Below are 17,717 nucleotides of genomic sequence, written 5' to 3'. Positions count from 1 at the left end.
AGAGGCCACGAGATGGACTTCAGTCTCTTCTACTTCGCCGACGGCAGCACCGGCGAGAGCGGCGGCGGCCGCTACGACCTGCTGCTCGAAGGCGCCAAGTACGCCGACACACACGGCTTTTCGGCCGTGTGGACCCCCGAGCGCCACTTCCACCCCTTCGGCGGGCTCTACCCGAACCCGTCGGTGACCGGCGCCGCCGTCGCCACCGTCACCGAGCGCGTCGCGATCCGCGCGGGCAGCGTGGTCGCCCCGCTGCACCACCCGCTGCGCATCGCCGAGGAGTGGTCGGTCGTCGACAACCTGTCCGGGGGCCGGGCCGGCCTGTCGCTGGCCTCCGGCTGGAACGCCGTCGACTTCGCGCTGCGCCCCGAGGGCTACGCGGCCCGCAAGACCGCCGTCATCGACGCCGTGGAGCAGGTGCGGGCCCTGTGGCGAGGCGAGCCCCTCGCGGTCACCGACGGCGCCGGCAACCCGGCCGAGGTGCGCGTCTTCCCGCCGCCCGTCCAGCCCGAACTGCCGGTCTGGGTGACCAGCGCGGGCGGCCCGGAGACGTTTCGTGCGGCCGGCGCGGCGGGCGCCGGGGTGCTCACCCACCTTCTGGGCCAGGACTTCGACCAGCTCGCCGAGAAGATCACCCTGTACCGGAAGGCGCTCGCCGAACGACCCGGCCACGACGGCGGGCCCGGCCATGTGGCGCTGATGCTGCACACCTACGTCGGCGAGGACCCGGAACAGGTCAAGGAGACGGTCCGGGAGCCGTTCACCGGGTACTTGAAGAGCTCCTTCGGGCTCATCGCCCGCTCGGCCGGCAGCGTCTTCTCCGGCTTCGACCCCGACAAGCTGCGCGAGTCCGACATCGACTTCCTGGTACGGCGCTCCTTCGACACCTACTACAACACCAGCGGGTTGTTCGGCACGGTGGCGCAGGCGTCGGCGGTGGTGGAGCGGGCACGCGCCGCCGGAGTCGACGAACTGGCCTGCCTGATCGACTTCGGAGTGGCCAAGGACGCGGTGCTCACCGGCCTGGAGCACCTCAACGCCCTCCGCGAGGCGTCTTCGTGACGGCATCCGCCGCCGACGGCCGCACCGCGCTGTTCCGGCGCACGGCGGGCCGGTTCCCGACCGGGGTGACCGTGGTGACCACGGTCTCGGACGGCGAGCCGTACGGCATGACGGCGAACGCGTTCATGACGGTCTCCCTCGATCCGCTGCTGGTCGCCGTCGGCATCGGGCTCGGCGCCCGGGGGCACGACCGCGTGCTGCGCTCGGGCCGGTTCGCGGTGACCGTGCTCAGTGACCGACAGACCGGTACGGCCCGCCGGTTCGCCGACCCCGCTCGGCCCGTGGGCGCCGCCGCCTTCGCCGCCGACGACTGGACGGCGGGCCCGGCCACCGGCTGCCCCGTGCTGCCGGACGGCGTCGGCTGGTTCGACTGCTCGGTACGGGACGCCCACCCGGCCGGCGACCACACCCTCGTCATCGGCCGCGTCGAGGACTTCGGCCCGCTCACCGGGGAGCGGCCCCTGGTCTTCGTCGACGGCTCCTTCACCGCCCCCGACACCTCCTTCAGCCCCTCCGGACCCCCCGGGGCACGAATCGGAGCACGAACATGAGCAAGGCATCCATCGCCTGGGACCCGCGCGACTCGCGGGGCCCCGCCCGCCCCGTGCCGGGCGCCGTTCGCGGCGGCACCCTGCGCGTCCTGCGCGACGGCGACCACGACCACCTGGACCCGCAGCGCATCCAGACCCTCCAGGCCACCGCGCTCGGCCACCTCCTCTTCCGCACCCTGACGATGTTCGCCGAGGACGGGGAGGGCGGCTGGCGACTGGTCGGCGACCTCGCCGAGCATCCCGGCAGGGACGTCGACGGCGACGGCCGTACCTGGGAGTTCACCCTGAAAGCGGGCCTGGCCTACGAGGACGGCCGGGAGATCACCGCCGCCGACGTGGCCCACGGCATCGCCCGCTCCTTCGAGGAGAGCCTCGCCGGCGGCCCCCACCACCTCCAGGACTGGCTGGGCGCGAACGGCCCCTACGCGGGCCCCTTCACCGACGGCACCGACGAGGTGCCGGGCCTGGAGGTGCGGGACGCGCGCACTCTGGTGTTCCGCTTCCCCGAGCCGCGCCCCGACCTGCCGTTCGCCGCCGCCCTGGTGACCACCGTGCCGGTCCCGCGCGACGCCGACACCGGCGAGACGTACGGCAAGGCACCGCTCGCCTCGGGGCCGTACCGCATCACGGAGCGGGTGCCCGGAGAGCGGCTGGTCCTCGAACGCAACCCGCACTGGGACCCGGCCACCGACGCCGTACGGCACGACCACCCGGACCGGATCGAGATCGAACTCGGCGTCGACGCGGCCGCCCAGAACCGGCGCGCCCACGCCGGTGAGGGTCCGGACGCCTTCGCCGTCGCCGAGAACAACGCGCCCGAGGAGGTCGCCGAGCAGCTGCTGGCGGACACCGCGCTCGGCGCCCGGCTGCACCGCGACCGCACCCCGCTCGTCTGGTACCTGGCGATCAACACGGCCCGGGTGACGGACGTCGAGGTGCGCCGGGAGATCGCCCGCGCCCTCGACAAGGAGGCGATCCTCGGTGCGATGGCGGGCACCACCCAGGGCGAGATCACCCACACCGTCCTCTCCCCCGCCACCATCGGCCACCGCCCCTACCCCGATCCGCACGCGGGCGGTCCGCGCGGTCTGCCGGACGACTGGGACGGCCGTACCCTGCGGCTGCTCAGCCGCGACGGCGCGTACTTCACGGCCGGGGCCCGCGACGTCGCCCGCTCCCTGCGGGCAGCGGGCTTCGCCGTCGAGGTGGTGGAGATCGAGCGGCCCAGCCACAACACGGTGGTCCTCACCCGCGGCCACGACCACGACCTCTACCTGATGTGCCAGGCCGCCGACTGGCCCGGTGCCTCCACCCTGCTCACCGGCTTCGACGGCCGCTCCCTGCGCCCCACCGGGAACGCGAACTACACCTACCTCGACGACCCGGAGGTCAACGCCGAGATCGCCCGGATCTCCGCGCTGCCCGCAGACCGCGCCGCCACCGAATGGGCGGCCCTGGACGAGACGCTGACGACGCGTCACGTCCCCCTGGTGCCGGTCTTCGCCTACGTCTACCTGGCGGTGCGCGGCCCACGGGTGGGCGGGGTGTTCACCTCGTCGTTCCTCGGCACGCCGGTGTACTACGACGCGTACGTGACGCCCCTGGCACCGGTATCGGAGGACACCGGCCGTGGCTGACGAGCGCACTCTCTACGAACGGTTCGCCGCGTCCGCCGATGCCCACCCCGGGCTGACCGCACTGGAGACCGGTGGCCGGGTCCTGTCCTACGCGGAACTGCGCCGCCTCGCCGAGCACACCGCCGCCAGGGTGCTGGGCGCTCTCGGCGGGCGGCGCCCGGAGCGCGTCGGCGTGCTGGCCAACCGGAGCGTCGCCGCGTACGCCTCCTACCTGGCCGCCCAGCGGCTGGGCGCGGCGGCCGTACCGCTGGGCCCTGAGGTCGCCCCGGCCCGACTCACCTCGATCGCGCGGGCGGCCGGCCTGGACGCGGTGCTCGCCGAACCGGAGGCGGCGGACCACGCGGACTTCCGCTGCCCCGTCCTGCCGTTCACCGCAGACAACGGGGACCCGGTTTCGGACCTGCCGCCGTACGAGCCGCGCCCCGACGCGGTCGCGTACATCGTCTTCACCTCCGGCTCCACCGGCACCCCCAAGGGCGTCCCGGTGCTCCAGCGCAACGTGGCGGCCGTGCTCGACCACGCCACGGACCGCTACGCCATCGGCCCCGAAAGCCGTGTCTCCCAGACCTTCGACCTCACCTTCGACCCGACGGCCTGGGACATGTTCACGGCGTGGAGCACCGGTGCGGCTCTCGTCGTACCCGCCCGCTCCGACCTCGTCCGTCCCGCCCGCTTCATCCGCGAGAACCGCGTCACCCACTGGTTCTCCGTCCCGTCGGTGATCACCTACGCCAGGCGGCTGCGCGACCTCGAACCCGATGGCATGCCCGGGCTGCGCTGGACGCTGTTCGGCGGCGAACCGCTCACCCTGGAACAGGCCGCCGCCTGGCGGCAGGCGGCCCCCGGCAGTGTGGTGGAGAACCTCTACGGCCCCACCGAGGTCACCGTCTCCTGCACCCAGTACCGGCTGCCCGCCGACCCCGCCGACTGGCCGGTCACCGCCAACGGCACGGTCCCCATCGGCACGCCGTATCCACATCTCGACGCCCTCGTCCTGGACGACGACGGCCGGGAGGCAGAGGAGGGCGAGCTGTGCCTGCGCGGCCCGCAGCGCTTCCCCGGCTACCTCGACCCCGCCGAGAACCTCGGCCGGTTCGTCCGCTTCGACGGCGGCCGGGCAACGGTGTACGAGGACCGTCAGCCGCCCGGCGCCGACCTGTACTACCGCACCGGCGACCGGGTCCGCCGGGGCGCGGACGGCGCGCTGCTGCACCTCGGCCGGCTCGACCAGCAGGTGAAGATCCGCGGCCACCGTGTCGAGCTCGGCGACATCGAAGCCGCCCTGCGCACGGTGGAGGGAGTCGCCGAGGCGGTCGTGGCCGTCGTACCGACGCCAGGAGACGCCGAACAGGCCCTGTCCGCGGCCTACACCGGCACCCCCCAGGACCCTCTGGCCCTGCGCGCCCACCTGGCCGACCGCCTGCCCGTCTACATGCTCCCGCGCGGCTTCACACACCTCGACGCGTTCCCCCTGAACGCCAACCGGAAGATCGACCGCCGCGCGGTCGGGCGGATCCTGTCTGCCCACGGCTAAGGACGGGGGGGTGGCGCTCGACGCCTAGCGGGACAGACCAAAGGGAGCAGACCAAAAAGGGGGGCTCGCGGCAGTGATGCCGGGAGCCCCCCCCCTTCTCCTGTGTCCTTGGTGGACCAGCGGAGGCCCCGACCCCGCCCGCGCCACCCACACAGCGTGCACACCCCAGGCGTGCCGCAGCCGTTCATCATCAGATCGGCATAGACATGCCGCTTGCGCTCATGGGGATCGGCGATGTCCGTGGCGCCCCAAACCGGCTGGTAGAGCGCCATGTCGTCCAGTTCCAGCCGGACCAGCTCAAGGTAGTAACTGCGGATCCCCTGGACCTGCTCCGCCCTGGCCTGGCGGTTCTGAACAACCAGCGAAGCAGCGATGCCGGCCAACGCGAGCGCCGAGACGATCGCCGACGTGAAGCCGTACGCCGCGCCGACCTGACTCAGCCTGTTCCAGTCCACCCCCTTGGAGCCAGAGACGTCCTCCAGCACGAAAGGCGACAACAGCAGCGCCGCCAGCACGGCCGCCGCAGCGGCGACCACCCCCAGGGCTCTGCCAACCCGGCGAGCCACTGATACTGCAGCTCCAGACCGATGACGAGCTATCAGGTAAATCACCCCCCAGGCGAGCCTGTCCCAGTGACTAGGCCGAGCCAGCGGCAGCCTACGTGCAGCCGTCATGCTCGGCATCGTTCGCCTGCACAAGATCACCGTCGCCCGCCGGAGGACCGCCGTCACACCGACTGAAGATCGATTACGGGACAGCCCTTAGCCTCAGTTGAAGGTCCCCGGGCTGGCGGCGGGTGATATCCGGCGTCAGCCCTTGGTGGTCAACCCTCCGGCCGGTCGAAGGTTTCCACTGCTGAGCGGAAATGGTCCTGCCCCGACCCGGCGGGGTTGATGAGGGCGACGAAGTCGGAGAGAGCAGTCTCGGAGGGAGTTCCGTCCGTGTTGACGCTGCTCTCTTCGTCTTCCCAGGCGATCAAGTGGATCACCACGGAGTATCGACCCACAGGTAGATCGAACTGCACGGTGTCGGACCAGGCGTCAGCACCCACGGCCTCAATACCGCTGAGCCACACCTGTCCCTGCGAATGGAGGAGGTAGGCATCCGAAGTGACCAGGCGGTGCCTGTGCTCCCGCTCTGTCAGCTGTGCAGGCCGACCGGAGACACCTATGCGGACCAGGACCCCGAAGGCGCCATCGCTTCGGATGTTGATGGGGACCAGAGCACCACTACGGATGTGGCGTTCAACGTCCTCGTCCTCGCCGAGCTGCGGGTCCCACGTGTCGTAGTCGACGATTCCGGTGAAGCACTGAGGGTCCCACAGAGCAAGCATTCCAGCATCGGTCGACACCGTCGACACAGTCTCGACGGAGCGCGGCAAGTCAGTCACCCGGGAATCCTGCCATGCACGGTCGCCACGGCGGCGATCCCATCATCCCCGTGGATCCAGGCGCTCAGACAAGGCGAGGCAAGCGGTGTCAAGCATGAGGTGAAGCCACTGCGTCAAGCATCAACCGAGACACACAGCCCCACGCCTCCGACTGAGTTACAACTTTGGGAGCTGGGGTGAGTGGTGGGTGAGGGTGGGTGTCCGGCCGCTAAGGTGCGGACTGGGGGTGATCCAGTGCACGGACGTCTGCCGGTTGAGAATGCGGGGAGCGTCCCGCTGCGCCTCTTCGTCGAGCCGTACGGTGAGGACTTCTGGCTTGAGCCAGGTGAGGCGGTCACCGTCTCACCGGTCAGCGACGGTACCAACGTCCAGTTCGCGGTGACCATTGCGGCCGAGCTGATGAGCGTGTGGCTCTACGAAAGCGGTGACCCCAACAGAGTCGTTTCGGAGTCTCAGGTCATTGATGCGTCTGGCACCCGCCTGCAGTGTGGACACCAGCGTCACGACCGGCAGATTCCCGGAGCGTTCTTGCAGCGGCCTGTCAAGCCCTCGGTTTCTCCTGACGCCAACGCCTGACACCAACAAGCACGAACCGGGGCGGCCAACGCCGAACCTTGGCGGCCTAGGAGCCCAGAGCCGGGACGGGTTGACCGACGCAGATCGCGCCTAAGGATCGACCTGATAAGGATGAGGCCACAGATTCTCACGATCGCCGGAGGATGCCGCGCATGACGGAGTACACGTGGCCAAACGGCGTGGGTGATCCGACGCCTGAGGACATACGACGTGCCTGGTCGGCAACGGTGGCCGCCCTGCCAGTTGGCACCGCCGTTACGGGCAAGGTCATCGGCCGACAGCCCTTCGGCGTGTTCGTAGAGATCGACGGGGTCCCGGACGCAGTGGGGCTGGCAGAGATCTTTGGTTCACCGTCTGGAACTGTCCCTCCCCCACTGGGGTTCGCGATCAGTGGGAGCGTCGTCGATCATGCGGAGCACAACTTCCAAGTCAGGCTCAGGCTCGATGACTGGGGAGACGAGCGCGTGCCCCTCCCACTGGCACCTAACGAGCGCTTGCGGACCGCGAGGCCCTGAGCGGCTTTCTGAGGCGCCTTCGGCAGGACTATGAACGAGTGACACCGTGCCCCCTACGTGCCCGGCGAAGGAGCAGCAGACGGGGAACAACGGGGAGTCCCGGCGAACGGCCCGAGAACCCGCAGTTCATCAACTTGGCAGGTCAGGTGGGGTACGCATACGCGATCTTCCAAGCTGGGGCGCCAGCATCCAGGTGCCCCACCCTGGCTGCGCTTACTGGTGACGCATTGCTCACGTGCCTAGCGTGCCAGCGCGTCCCTCGCAGCCGCATAGAAGTGGTTGCGCACTCTGGCGAGCGAATCGCGGTCCTCGTCGCCGGAAAGGACGTCGGCCAGTTTGGAAAAGTACGCGGTTGCCGCTTGGACCACTGGTTCAGGCCCTTCCAGTCGCACCATGACCATTGCATGGGCCAGCGGGGCCAGGTCGTCTGGATTCCTGCTCGGGGCTAGCTCGAGTCTCTGTGCGCACTCGATGAACTGAGCGTAGATCTCCCTGTGTTGGTCTCGGGTTCTCGCGTTTCGTTGGTCATTCAGCGTCGCTTGCACGGTAGTTATGAGCGCATCAGCCTGGCGATCACCAGCATGCTTGGCCGCCTGAGCTTGACGCACACCTGCGCTGCGAGTGAACCATCCTGTCGCAATGCTGCCCGCGACCGCTGATCCCGCAGCGATCAACGCAATTCCCCACTCACTCATGATTTGGAGCCTGCCACGTCTGCATCGGGAGTGGCAGAAGATCATGACACCTGAGCGCGCCCGACCTTTTGGTGAGCCGTCTGTTGGCCCTCCAAGGCCCAGCATCCGCGACGACGAGGGCAAGCAGCGTTCCGTTCGCATGCCAGAACCTGCGGGGGCTCAGGGGGAACAACGGGGAATCCACCGCGTACCGCCAGGTGGTGGAGCACAGTTCCACCGCAGGTCAGTACGGTAGTGGCACCCAGAAGACCCAAGCTTCCCAAGCTGAGAGCGCGAGTTCGATTCTCGTCACCCGCTCCACGCGAAACCCCCAGGCCAGAGGCCCGGGGGTTGCTGTTTGGACGTGCCGGGTCGGGCGCGAGCCCGGTGAACGCCCGGAACTCGTGGCCGAAGTAGGCCTGGTTGATCGCGAACACGGTGGCGGCGAAGCGGTAGGTGCGGGCCAGCCGTTTCGGCGTCACGCCTATGAGCTCCTTGAACCGCTGTGTCAGAAGAGTGCTGCTGACACCGGCCGCCACGCTCAGGTCGCCGATCGCCACCGCCCCGCTGGTCGCCGCGATGACGCTGCTCGCCGGCGGACCAGCCCCAGGCCAGCGGTCTCGCACAGCCGTCGCATCAGCTCCTCCTCCAGCAGCGGCAGCATCTCGTGTGGCCCGTCCGCCGTGGCCAGCCGTTTTCTGCAGCTCAGCCATGGCGCGGCCCGGCGCCGAGGTCGCGTCGGAACCGGGCGTGCAGCCACGGGAGCCGTCGCGCCCGCTCGTCGTCAGTAGCGGTGGCCTGGCCAGTGCGGATCCGTCCAGCGGTCCTCGTCGGCGAGTCCGAGCAGCCGTATCCGGTGCTGCAGCTCCGCCGATGCGCCCGACTCGCGGAGCCGCACCGCAGCGTGACCGAGGAGCCAGGCGACCAGGTCGGCGCGCATCTCCTCCTTGTCGTGCTCGTACCAGCCGACGCTCCACGGCAGGCTGTCTCCCAGGAGTTCGTACTCCCATTCCGCCGCCGCCTCGGCGAGACGTTGGTCGCTGAGGTACCCGGTCTGCTTCTCCCATTCGGCAAGCCAGGGTCCTACCGATCCGGATGCCTCGGCACACATCACGAAGACCTGATGCGCCGGGACGACCGCATCCGGATCGGTGAGGCTGTCCTCCCACCAGGCATGCAGAAACTCGCGTACCGAACCGGCGCCATGGTCGGGCCACTCCTGCCAGCGGCCGCGGGCGAAGGAATACCCGGCCTCTTCCAGGCCGAACAGGGGGTCCGCGCGACCGGCGACCAGGACCGGGGCGAACTGCGGCAGGATGCGGCGCAGCACGGCCGCGTGATCAGTCCAGTCGGTGGCCTGCCACGTCCGGCGCAGGAGATCGGGCTCCAGCTCCACGTCCGGCGTCTTCAGAAGGGAGAGCTCCTCCGCACTGCCCCAGTGGCATTCACAGTTGTTCTCGTCCGGATGCGCGGTCATGCCGCGGAAGGTGACGGCGAGATTGCTCAGGGCGGTGCTGAGGCGGTGGCGTGCCGGATGGTCGGCGAGATGCATGATGTGCCCGGCCTTCGAGGACTCCGTACGGCTTCCGCCGACCGAAGATCGCCACGTTACCGGGTGACGCGGGCCTGTGGTCGGCCGCCCCGGGACAGGTGCGGAGCGTGATGACCCAACAGCAACGGTGAAGCAGGTGCGAAGCCCAGGCTGACATCCACGAGTGACATCAACAGTGCCGGACGGCAGCAGGTCTGCGCGGGCTGCTACGGCTGACACCACCACTCGACTCCACGGCAGAGTCGAGCGCTGATCGAACTCCTAAAGCGGTGGCTCTCTGACAACCAGCGGCGGCGGCCAGCCGGCGCAGGCCACTAGTGCGCTGCCATCCTCGGTGAGAAAGAGCAGGGTGGTCCATGTCCGGTCGGCAGAATCGATCATCCCTGTGCGCACGGGCCGGCCATGTTCGCGGATGAGTTGCACTGCTCGTTCCAGCCCAAGTGGTTCGACTCCGTGCATGCGCATGCGCCGAAGACGACGCTTGAAGACTCCGACATGCTGGCCTGCAGGTTGTGCCCCATCTCCCACCCAGTAGGTGGCACCGCTGCGGAGGGTGGCCAGAGCTTTCACGGACGCCTCGTCATCACCAGCCAACAGCGATTCCAGCACATGCCGTTCCATGGTCACCCCCGATTGGACCTCGCGGTACAGCAACCAGGTACCGCAACCCCAACAACCGGCCCCTACGGTAGCGTCCCTCCGGGCCCGCCCATGGGCCGGTGTGGCCGTCACTGACCGATCCGGCTAGAGCTACGGACCAGGAGGTTGCGGCCGTGGTGTACCCCCACGGCCGCACCACAAGCGCACCAGATCCAGCGGGGAACAGCGGGGAACCACGGTGAAAGCAACCGGGCCCGACGAAGCTGCATCACAGCCGTTCGTCCAGGTCAGTGCCCGAACCAGCCTCAAATGCCCGCAGCTTCCCAAGCCGAGAGCGCGAGTTCGATTCTCGTCACCCGCTCCATGATTAAGGCCCAGGTCAGAGCCCTCCGGACCGTGGCGTCCAGCCCGGCGGCGACCTCCTCTTGCCGCTCGTCGTCTGAGTGCTGATAGATCAGCGCGGCTTTCTCCGAGGACTGCCCGGCACGAACCATGGTCTCCTTGAGCACTGCTCGACCGCATCCGACGGGAATTGGCCGCCGAGCAAGGACGCGTCAACGACTACCAGCAGTGTGTCGTCCTTCTCGACCTCACCGCCCAGCAACACCTCGACGACACCGGCGGCCGCTCAGCCGCGAGGACCATGCTGGAACAGATCCTGGCCAAGCGCGACGGCATCCCAGGACTCGTGTCCCTGCTGACTTCCGCGCTCTCCCTGATCGCCACCTTCGCCTGACGCAGGCACGGCGGAAGCGCCTCAGGCGATGTCGTGGATGTTGTGCTCGCTGTCGGGCGGGACCCGGGTGAGGCTCGCCGGGTCCTGGCTCCACGGACGGGACCCGGCGAGGTAGGCGAGGTCAGCGGACGTCGACGTAGTCGCCCGCGGCGGTGGCGGGCGCGGTGGTGGACGTGCCGGCGAAGGTGTAACGCCAGTAGCCGTCCGTCGTCGCCTTCGCTGTGGTCTTCAGGTTTCCGGAGCTGTCGGTGGTGATCGTCTTCAGGGTCGTGTACGTGGACGTCCCCTTCTTGCGGAACTGGAGCTTCGCCTTCTGACCGGCGTAGCCATGGTGGCCGCCGAGCGTCTCCCAGTCCGCGCGGGAGAGCTTGCCGGTGATGGTGAGGGTCTTGCCCTTGGTCACCGGCTCGGGAGCCGCGTTGGCGGTCAGCGTCGCGTCACGCAGTATGGGCGCCGACTTGGCGGCGTGCAGGTCTACGTGGCCCGTACCGTCCGCGGACTCGGCCCAGGCAGCCAACTTCCAGGTGCCGGCGAAGGAGTTGCGGCCGAGGCTCCAGCGCGGGTGGATGTAGGCGAAGTGCGCCTCGCAGGTGGAGGTGGTTGCGTTGACCTTGGTGCAGGCGGCCGGCCAGGTTCCGTAGAGGACGGCGTCAGGGGTGTCGTACGAACCCTTGTAGAGGTACATGTCTCCGCTCGCGATCCCGGACGGGGCGGTTGCGGTGAACTTCGCCTTGAAGTCCTGCAGCGGCTCGTCGGTCAGCTCTACCGGCTTGCCTGCGTTGACCGTGACGTTCGAGATGCGGGTCGCTCCCACTGTCTCGTCGCCGTGCGGCGCCGGGCCCGCGAACGCCCGCGTGATGGTGCGGCGAAGGCTGCCGCCCTGGTCGTCGGCGGCGGTCACGCGCAGCGAGACGAAGGAGGCGGTGACGGGAACGTCGAGACCCGCCGAGCCGTCCGACGCAACGGCCAGGTCCGTCCACGTCGTGCCGTCGTCCGTGGAGTAGGCGAGCCCCGTGATCCTGGTGTTCGCCTCCGCCGCATCCGTGTTGCGGGTGATCGCGCTCGCCTGGACCCGAACCGTTCCAGCGGCCGCCCGGCCGAAGCCGTCGAGTCCCGGAACGTTCAACCGGGCGTCGATCAGCGGGAGTTCCTGACCCTCCTCGTATTCCGAGCGGAACGTCCACTCGTTGCGTACGTCCGTGGACAGCCGCGAGTACGGGACACGGCGGTGGACGGTCTGGTCGAGGGTGTACGTCCTCTCGAACGACGGCAAGCTGGACGACGTCAGCGCGTCGAACGCGTGGAGGCCGTCGGCTTGGGCGTAAGTGACGCCGTCGGAGGAGGTGAGCTTGTACGAGTACGTCGCGCGGCTGTCGGTTCCCGCGTGGCCGACCGCGTCACCGAATGCATTCGGCTCGTACAGCCGGATCTTCCCGAAGTTCCGCTCCGAACCGCCCCGCTCCTCGCGCAGTGGCTGCAGCGGGGCCGCGCCCAGGGTCTCGCCGGCACCGGTACCGGCGACAGACGTGCGGTCCGGGAGGTCCAGGCTCAGTTCGCCGGTGCCGTAGGACAGCAGTCGGCTGTAGGTGATACCCGGGGTGGCGTACTCGGTGACCGAACCGCCAACGGGCACCGCGGCGCCGATGTAGACGCCCGTCCACTCGCCGAACGAAGGGACGCTCTGCAGAAAGGCAGTCGTCCGCGTGCCCGGGGCGGCCACCTTCGTGACGCTCTTCGCCAGGGAGGACGCACGGACCGTCTTGATGGGCGAGGCGGGCACGGTGGTGGTGAAGCTGTGCGTGAGGTCGTAGCGGAAGGGGCTCGGCACGCTCGCCGAGGCGCCCTTCTTGCCGAGCACCTCGTGCAGGCGCAGCGAAACGCCGCTCACCGAGAACGGAGTGACGTACACCTTGTCGGCCCCCGAGCCGGCAAAGCCCGCCAGATCGCCGCCCGGGACGCTGATCCACACGGCGGATGCGTGCCGGGTAGCGGTGGTGTCGTCGGTGCGGATCGCGGTCTCCTTGGCCGCGCGCTCATCGAAGGTGACCGTCTTGGCGGCCGAACCGACCGAGAAGGCACGGGAGAGCAGATAGCTCGGCTCCTGCCAGTCGCTGTGCAGCGCGACCGAGAAGTAGTCACCCGGCGGCAGCTTCACGATCGACGAGCCGCCGGCGGTGTCGCTGTCGACGGCGTACGGCGTCCAGGTCCGGCGGTCCCAGACATAGAACAACTTGGACCGGACGTCGGCGTTCGTGATGCTCAGTTTGACCGAGTACGTTGACGCGGCGGCGTTCGCCGTAGTGGCGACGCTCTGTGTGGCTTTGGTTCGCGCCGTCAACGGAAGCTTCGCGGCCGTGCGGTGAGCGGCGGACTTCCCGGTCGGTCGCACGGACACGGTGCCTTGCACCGACGCGACCGAGTAACGGGTTGCCTGCCCGGCCCCTGCCCCGTCGGCCGTCACCCGGACATCTCGTCCGTCGATGAGCTCGACGCTCTCGTCGTCCCCCATCTCGACGCTGCGCCCGATGCGGAGCACCTCGTCCTCCACCGACGAAACCGCCCCCACCGTGGCCGGTCCGTCGCCCGACGCCGTCGCCGCGGGCGCAAGCAGCAGCGAGGCGGCCAACGCCGCTCCGCACAGCCCCGCCGCAGCACGTCTTCGAACGAGTCCCGTGCGAAAAACAGACATCAATTGACCCCCCTGGCCATATCCCCTGAGACCGTCCCCGGCACATCTGTCACAGGTGACGATCAGCTCACTTTAAGGCGCTTTCCCGCGATCGCCAGCTTGATTGTCATGTGCACCGACACGCCGCCGGCCTGCCAGTTCTACGGATCTGCAGCCGATGAGCCGGACCGTGCCCGACCTCGGCGATCAGCTGGTGTCGGATGTGGCCAGCGCTCGGTAAGAAGGTCATCTGGGTCGCCGACTTCACGCACGTCGCCGCCTGGGCGGGCGTCGTCCATGTCGCTTCATCGTGGACACCTTCTCCCGCCGCATCGTCAGCTGGTCCGCGTCGCTGTCGGCACCACTCCGATGCCGGGTCGCGATCGATCCTGTTCAAGGCTGAAGTCATCAAGCCGCAGCGGCCATGGAAGACGCTGTCGCACGTCGAGCTCGCCACTGCCGAGTGGGTCGACTGGTACAACCACCGCCGTCTCCACAGTGAGATAGGGCACGTTCCGCCCGTCGAATACGAAGCCAACTTCCACCGAGCAACCACGAACTCCCAGATCACAGCCAACATCTGAGATCTCTACCGAACCCGGAACGGTTCATCCGCACCGTTCGCCGAGGGCTCCGCAGGATCCAGCACCGCCCTGCCCTCCTCGACGGCTGTCTCGCAGAAACCGGGCTCACTCTGCACCCCGCATAACCCACTGCGACAACCCGAGTTGAAGTTCAGTGACGAACTACCGGTAGTCGCCGCCGGCCGACCATATACGCACGGCAGGGAAATCATTGCGTGGCTCGGTAAACGTGGGTTAGGGTCCTGATGACCAGCATGACCGGGCTGCGTTCCGGAGGGGACCGACGGGGCAGTGATGCTTCGACGGACCGGGCGCCCCCAGGTATTTCATTTGCAGTAGCGGGGGAAATCGTGAGGCGTAGGCCTGTGTATTCCGTCATTGTCATGGCGGACGTCTGTGCTGCTGTGCTGCCGAGTTCATCTTCGAGCCATGGCGCGGCAAGCAAGTGCCTTGTCCTGTGACACTTCGGAATTCCTCCGGGTGACCATTTCCATTCGCCTTCTTCATCACATTCATCGGTTCGGGCAGGACCGTCAGGTCCCGTAGCCTGCACGACTTCGCGTTCCGGATCACCGATATTCACCTCCGGCGGCGTACGAGGGTGAGTACCGCGATGACCGCGCGCCGCACACCCGTCTGACGCCTGCTTTCGCGTGCCTGCCGCCGGCAGAGCGTCGGCAGCACCTCCACCTGTCTCTGCCTTTCTCCTGTCTCTGCCTTTCTCCTGTCTCTACCTTTCTTCTGTCGAGCCGCCGATACGCAGCGGCAGAAAGGTCTTCACCCACGTGAACACCAAGCACCTCGCTTCCGCACGCATGCGGCGGATCGTGACGCGCGGCCTCGTGACCGCCACCGCCCTCACGGCCGTCACCGGCGCAATCGCACCGGGAGCAGTCGCCGAAAGCGCTCGCGCCGTTGAGGCATCGGACGTCGTGGCCCGAGCGGCGGGCATCGGGACGACCGACGCCCAGCGCGTCGAGGCCGCGGCCGTGGTCCGTCTCGATCCGACGTCCGATGTACTCCTGCTCAGCGACTACGACTTCATCCACGCTCTGTGGCAGAAGGCCGGCGACGCGGGCGAGAAGCTGGACGCGGTGCGCACCGCCGCCGAGCAGGCGATGGCCAGCACGTCCGCCGAGGACCACGTGCAGTTCATCGTGTCCGGCGTCCACGAGGCGTACAAGCTCGACCAGCAGCGCGAGCGGGAGAAGGCCGAGGCCGAGCGGGCGGCGCGGCTGGCCAAGTCCCAGGTACTGCTCACCATCGGCATCCCCAGCACCCCGGAACTGCTGGCTCTCAGCGACGACAATTTCATCCGAGCCGTCGCCAAGCACGAGGCGTCCGGCCCCGAGGTACGCGCCGCGGCACTGCAGGCACTGCTCGGTGAGCCGGCGGACTGGCGGGAGTTCATCGTCAACGGCGCCCGCGAGGCCCACAAGCGGGACGTGGCCAAGGAACTGGAGGACCTCGCGGAGCAGGACCGCAAGGAGGCCGAACGCCGCAAGGAACTGGCCGCCCGCAAGAATGCCGCGGCCCTGTTCCGTATCACGCCCTCCGAGGCCATGCTCGCGCTGAGCGACGACAACTTCATCCGCGAGCTACTACGCCTGGCCGCCGCCGACTTGCACGGCACCGAGCTGTACGCCGAAGGGCAGCGCGCCACCCTCAGCTCCGACCCGGCCGTGTGGAAGGCGTACATCCACACCGGCGCCGACGCCGCGTACAAGCGTGACGACGAGAACCGGCGCAAGAAGCTCGCAGAGGCGAACCGCAAGCTCGCCCTGCAGATACAGGCCGCCGCGCAGAACGGCGGCGTCAACCCCAACTTGGTCGCGGCGGCCAAGAAGGCTCTGGCCGGCAGCGACGACGACGTCGCGCTGTTCCTGAAGGCGGACACCCAGTACCGGCTCAAGCGCCAGTCCCTGAAGGCATGGGGAGACCTCGAGTACGCGCGCCAGTCCAGCGGCGACCGCGGGAAGATCCTCCTCAACGGTTCGCTCAAGTCCACCAGCGCCCTGGCCGACCGCGAGGACGCCACCTGGGTCGTCGTGCCCTCGCTCGCGAGCCAGCCCGGCTGCTACTCCTTCGAGTCCGTGCGCAAGCCGGGCCACTACATCAGGAGCGGCAAGGCCGAGGCGAACGGTCTGCGGGTGGAGATCGCCGCGGACGACCGCAGTGCCGCCTTCCGGAAGAGCGCCACGTGGTGCACTCGCCCGACCCCCCTGACGTCCACGACTCTCGGCCTCGTGTCCTTCACCCAGACCGCCGGCAGTGGAGTGAACTGGCTCGCGCCCACGGCGAAGGACGTCTACGCCCATCACACCTTCGCGTTCCCCCTGCCCGGCGGTGAGGAAGGGGAGCCCAAGAAGGCCCGCCTCGCGGGCTGGCGCGTCTCCGCACCGCTGGCTCCCTGACGGGGCATCGGGAGGACGGCGGCCCGGCGTGGCAGCGTCGGGCCACGCGACCGCGCGCGGCCAGGTAACCGCACGTAGCGGCAGGAGAGGGAAGAGGGCAGAAGTGGTGGCAGATTCCGCCGGTCGCGGCGTGAGACCTCAGAGGTGGGCCGTGGCCGCGTTGGCGGTCGCCGTGCTGACCGCTGGCGGCGTGTCCGTGGGCGCGGCACCCGCGCGGGCGCACGCTGTGGTGGCCGCCGATCCGGCCGGCCCGGCCTCGGCGGCGGTGGCCGCCGCGGCGGACGAGGCGCGGGCACGGGTACTGCGGCTGGCCAAGTCGGGCCTGCCCGCGGAGATCCGTACCTCGGCGTGGAACGCGCTGCGCAGTACGCGGGGCGACGCGGCGATCACGGAGTGGCTGGCCCCCGGGGGCGGTTACGACGGAGCGAAGCAGCGGCTGCGTGATGCGCGGTCACGCAACCGGGCGTTCTGCGAGCGGGTGGTGGCCACGCATCCGGTGGGGTTTTCCCCGGAGGTGCGGTCGGCCGCGGAGCGGGCATTGAAGGGTACGGATGCCGACCGGGCAGCGTTCGTGAAAACCGGCTACGCCGAGGCGCAGCAGCGTGACCGCACGATGCGGGAGGCTGATGCGAAGCACCGTCTGGAGGTCGCTGAGCAAGACCGTGCCTTCGTGCGGGCGCTCGCGGAGGACGACCCGGGTGAGCAGGTGCGGGTGGCGGCGCGGTGGGCGCTGCGGCCCGGCTCCACGGATGCGGACGTCGAGGAGTTCTTCGGCTACGGCTGGGCGACCGGTGCCGCATTGGATGTGGAGGCCTACCGGCTTCGAGTGGCGGACGCGGAGGTCCGGCGCCACCACGTGCTGTCGTTGCTGGTCGCGCAGGCGGTGGCCGCCGAAGAGGCGTTGAAGTCGTCGGCGGACGCGGCGCAGGCGCGTGCGGAGGCCGAGCGGGCCTGGCATGCGGTGGCCGAGCACGCGGACGGTGCGCGGAACTCGTGGCTGGCCGAGCAGGATGCGGCCATGGCGCAGGCGGGGAACTGGCAGAACATCGCCCGGCTGGCCAAGGAGAGCGCGGACGGCCTCTGGCAGAAGATCGCAGCGCCGGCCGAGGCCCGGCAGGACGACTGGGCCAAGGAGCAGACGGAGGCCGGCCTGACGGCCTCGTTCTGGAAGGACATGGCCGACCGGGCCCGCGACAGCGAGAACCGCGTCAAGGGCTGACGCCA

The 17,717-nt window shown here is 69.1% G+C and carries 16 protein-coding genes and 2 pseudogenes; 11 read left to right on the top strand and 7 right to left on the bottom strand.

From position 1 onward, the window contains the following. Positions 1-12: 12 nt before the first annotated feature. From EJ357_RS24590 to EJ357_RS24575, 4 genes are read left to right on the top strand one after another with little or no spacing between them, the layout of a single operon-like run. On the top strand, positions 13-1,062 hold the full coding sequence (locus EJ357_RS24590) for a MupA/Atu3671 family FMN-dependent luciferase-like monooxygenase (protein WP_126393705.1): 1,050 nt from the start codon (positions 13-15) through the stop codon (positions 1,060-1,062). Then, entirely contained in the window at positions 1,059-1,613 is a 555-nt protein-coding gene (locus EJ357_RS24585; RefSeq protein WP_175647505.1) for a flavin reductase family protein, read from the top strand. Before EJ357_RS24590 ends, EJ357_RS24585 begins: the two co-directional genes overlap by 4 nt. Further along, entirely contained in the window at positions 1,610-3,250 is a 1,641-nt protein-coding gene (locus EJ357_RS24580) for an ABC transporter substrate-binding protein (RefSeq protein ID WP_126393704.1), read from the top strand. The genes EJ357_RS24585 and EJ357_RS24580 overlap by 4 nt, the downstream gene beginning before the upstream one ends. Continuing rightward, positions 3,243-4,784, top strand: coding sequence for an amino acid adenylation domain-containing protein (locus tag EJ357_RS24575; RefSeq protein ID WP_126393703.1), 1,542 nt, complete (start codon positions 3,243-3,245; stop codon positions 4,782-4,784). Before EJ357_RS24580 ends, EJ357_RS24575 begins: the two co-directional genes overlap by 8 nt. On the opposite strand, the gene EJ357_RS24570 is transcribed toward EJ357_RS24575, so the two are convergent. Both EJ357_RS24570 and EJ357_RS24565 read right to left on the bottom strand, forming a co-directional pair. Continuing rightward, the gene (locus EJ357_RS24570) at positions 4,781-5,320 is read right to left on the bottom strand and encodes a DUF6082 family protein (protein ID WP_126393702.1); all 540 of its coding nucleotides are present in this window, start codon (positions 5,318-5,320) and stop codon (positions 4,781-4,783) included. The genes EJ357_RS24575 and EJ357_RS24570 overlap by 4 nt on opposite strands. Positions 5,321-5,607: 287 nt before the next feature. Continuing rightward, positions 5,608-6,174, bottom strand: coding sequence for a hypothetical protein (locus tag EJ357_RS24565; protein ID WP_126393701.1), 567 nt, complete (start codon positions 6,172-6,174; stop codon positions 5,608-5,610). A 234-nt stretch (positions 6,175-6,408) separates the two neighbouring features. Between EJ357_RS24565 and EJ357_RS24560 the strand changes: the two genes are divergently transcribed. Together EJ357_RS24560 and EJ357_RS48425 are read left to right on the top strand one after the other, a co-directional pair. Further along, positions 6,409-6,750 carry a hypothetical protein gene (locus EJ357_RS24560; protein ID WP_175647504.1) on the top strand — a complete coding sequence of 114 codons (342 nt, stop codon included), beginning with the start codon at positions 6,409-6,411 and terminating at the stop codon, positions 6,748-6,750. Between the two features lie 152 nt (positions 6,751-6,902). After that, on the top strand, positions 6,903-7,265 hold the full coding sequence (locus tag EJ357_RS48425) for a hypothetical protein (RefSeq protein WP_175647503.1): 363 nt from the start codon (positions 6,903-6,905) through the stop codon (positions 7,263-7,265). A gap of 239 nt (positions 7,266-7,504) precedes the next feature. Here the strand turns inward: EJ357_RS48425 and EJ357_RS24550 are convergent, their stop codons facing one another. From EJ357_RS24550 to EJ357_RS49510, 4 genes and pseudogenes are all read right to left on the bottom strand, one after another. Next, positions 7,505-7,960, bottom strand: coding sequence for a hypothetical protein (locus EJ357_RS24550; protein WP_126393700.1), 456 nt, complete (start codon positions 7,958-7,960; stop codon positions 7,505-7,507). A 763-nt stretch (positions 7,961-8,723) separates the two neighbouring features. Then, positions 8,724-9,491 carry a hypothetical protein gene (locus EJ357_RS24540; RefSeq protein WP_126393699.1) on the bottom strand — a complete coding sequence of 256 codons (768 nt, stop codon included), beginning with the start codon at positions 9,489-9,491 and terminating at the stop codon, positions 8,724-8,726. 261 nt (positions 9,492-9,752) lie between these two features. Next, positions 9,753-10,112, bottom strand: coding sequence for a hypothetical protein (locus EJ357_RS24535; RefSeq protein ID WP_126393698.1), 360 nt, complete (start codon positions 10,110-10,112; stop codon positions 9,753-9,755). A 284-nt stretch (positions 10,113-10,396) separates the two neighbouring features. After that, positions 10,397-10,603: pseudogene (locus EJ357_RS49510) on the bottom strand (hypothetical protein); the annotation flags it as partial. 20 nt (positions 10,604-10,623) lie between these two features. Here EJ357_RS49510 and EJ357_RS24525 point away from each other — a divergent pair. Further along, complete coding sequence (locus tag EJ357_RS24525; protein ID WP_126393697.1) at positions 10,624-10,827, top strand: hypothetical protein; 204 nt, start codon at positions 10,624-10,626, stop codon at positions 10,825-10,827. A 121-nt stretch (positions 10,828-10,948) separates the two neighbouring features. Here EJ357_RS24525 and EJ357_RS49505 read toward each other — a convergent pair whose 3' ends face one another. Then, positions 10,949-13,453 carry a hypothetical protein gene (locus EJ357_RS49505; protein ID WP_228472578.1) on the bottom strand — a complete coding sequence of 835 codons (2,505 nt, stop codon included), beginning with the start codon at positions 13,451-13,453 and terminating at the stop codon, positions 10,949-10,951. Positions 13,454-13,716: 263 nt separating this feature from the next. On the opposite strand from EJ357_RS49505, the gene EJ357_RS24515 reads away from it, so the two are divergent. The 4 genes and pseudogenes from EJ357_RS24515 to EJ357_RS24505 all read left to right on the top strand — a co-directional run bounded on the left by EJ357_RS24515 (position 13,717) and on the right by EJ357_RS24505 (position 17,712). Beyond that, the gene (locus EJ357_RS24515) at positions 13,717-14,079 is read left to right on the top strand and encodes an integrase core domain-containing protein (protein WP_126393696.1); all 363 of its coding nucleotides are present in this window, start codon (positions 13,717-13,719) and stop codon (positions 14,077-14,079) included. Between the two features lie 17 nt (positions 14,080-14,096). Continuing rightward, a pseudogene (locus EJ357_RS50985) lies at positions 14,097-14,204 on the top strand (transposase); the annotation flags it as partial. A 660-nt stretch (positions 14,205-14,864) separates the two neighbouring features. After that, positions 14,865-16,493: an AbfB domain-containing protein gene (locus tag EJ357_RS24510; protein ID WP_228472577.1), complete on the top strand. Its 1,629-nt coding sequence runs from the start codon at positions 14,865-14,867 to the stop codon at positions 16,491-16,493. 151 nt (positions 16,494-16,644) lie between these two features. Continuing rightward, entirely contained in the window at positions 16,645-17,712 is a 1,068-nt protein-coding gene (locus EJ357_RS24505; protein WP_228472576.1) for an ALF repeat-containing protein, read from the top strand. The last annotated feature ends 5 nt before the right edge of the window (positions 17,713-17,717 follow it).

Source organism: Streptomyces cyaneochromogenes (assembly GCF_003963535.1).
Taxonomy (GTDB): Bacteria; Actinomycetota; Actinomycetes; order Streptomycetales; family Streptomycetaceae; genus Streptomyces; species Streptomyces shaanxiensis.
Note: the sequence above shows the minus strand (reverse complement) of the source record. Positions and strands in the feature narration are given on the sequence as shown.

Bases quoted from the DNA above. Each gene is read 5' to 3' on its own strand.
- EJ357_RS24580 (WP_126393704.1), top strand. From the start codon at position 1,610: ATGAGCAAGGCATCCATCGCCTGGGACCCGCGCGACTCGCGGGGCCCC.
- EJ357_RS24515 (WP_126393696.1), top strand. From the start codon at position 13,717: ATGTGGCCAGCGCTCGGTAAGAAGGTCATCTGGGTCGCCGACTTCACG.
- EJ357_RS24590 (WP_126393705.1), top strand. From the start codon at position 13: ATGGACTTCAGTCTCTTCTACTTCGCCGACGGCAGCACCGGCGAGAGC.
- EJ357_RS24540 (WP_126393699.1), bottom strand. From the start codon at position 9,491: ATGCATCTCGCCGACCATCCGGCACGCCACCGCCTCAGCACCGCCCTG.
- EJ357_RS48425 (WP_175647503.1), top strand. From the start codon at position 6,903: ATGACGGAGTACACGTGGCCAAACGGCGTGGGTGATCCGACGCCTGAG.
- EJ357_RS24535 (WP_126393698.1), bottom strand. From the start codon at position 10,112: ATGGAACGGCATGTGCTGGAATCGCTGTTGGCTGGTGATGACGAGGCG.
- EJ357_RS24550 (WP_126393700.1), bottom strand. From the start codon at position 7,960: ATGAGTGAGTGGGGAATTGCGTTGATCGCTGCGGGATCAGCGGTCGCG.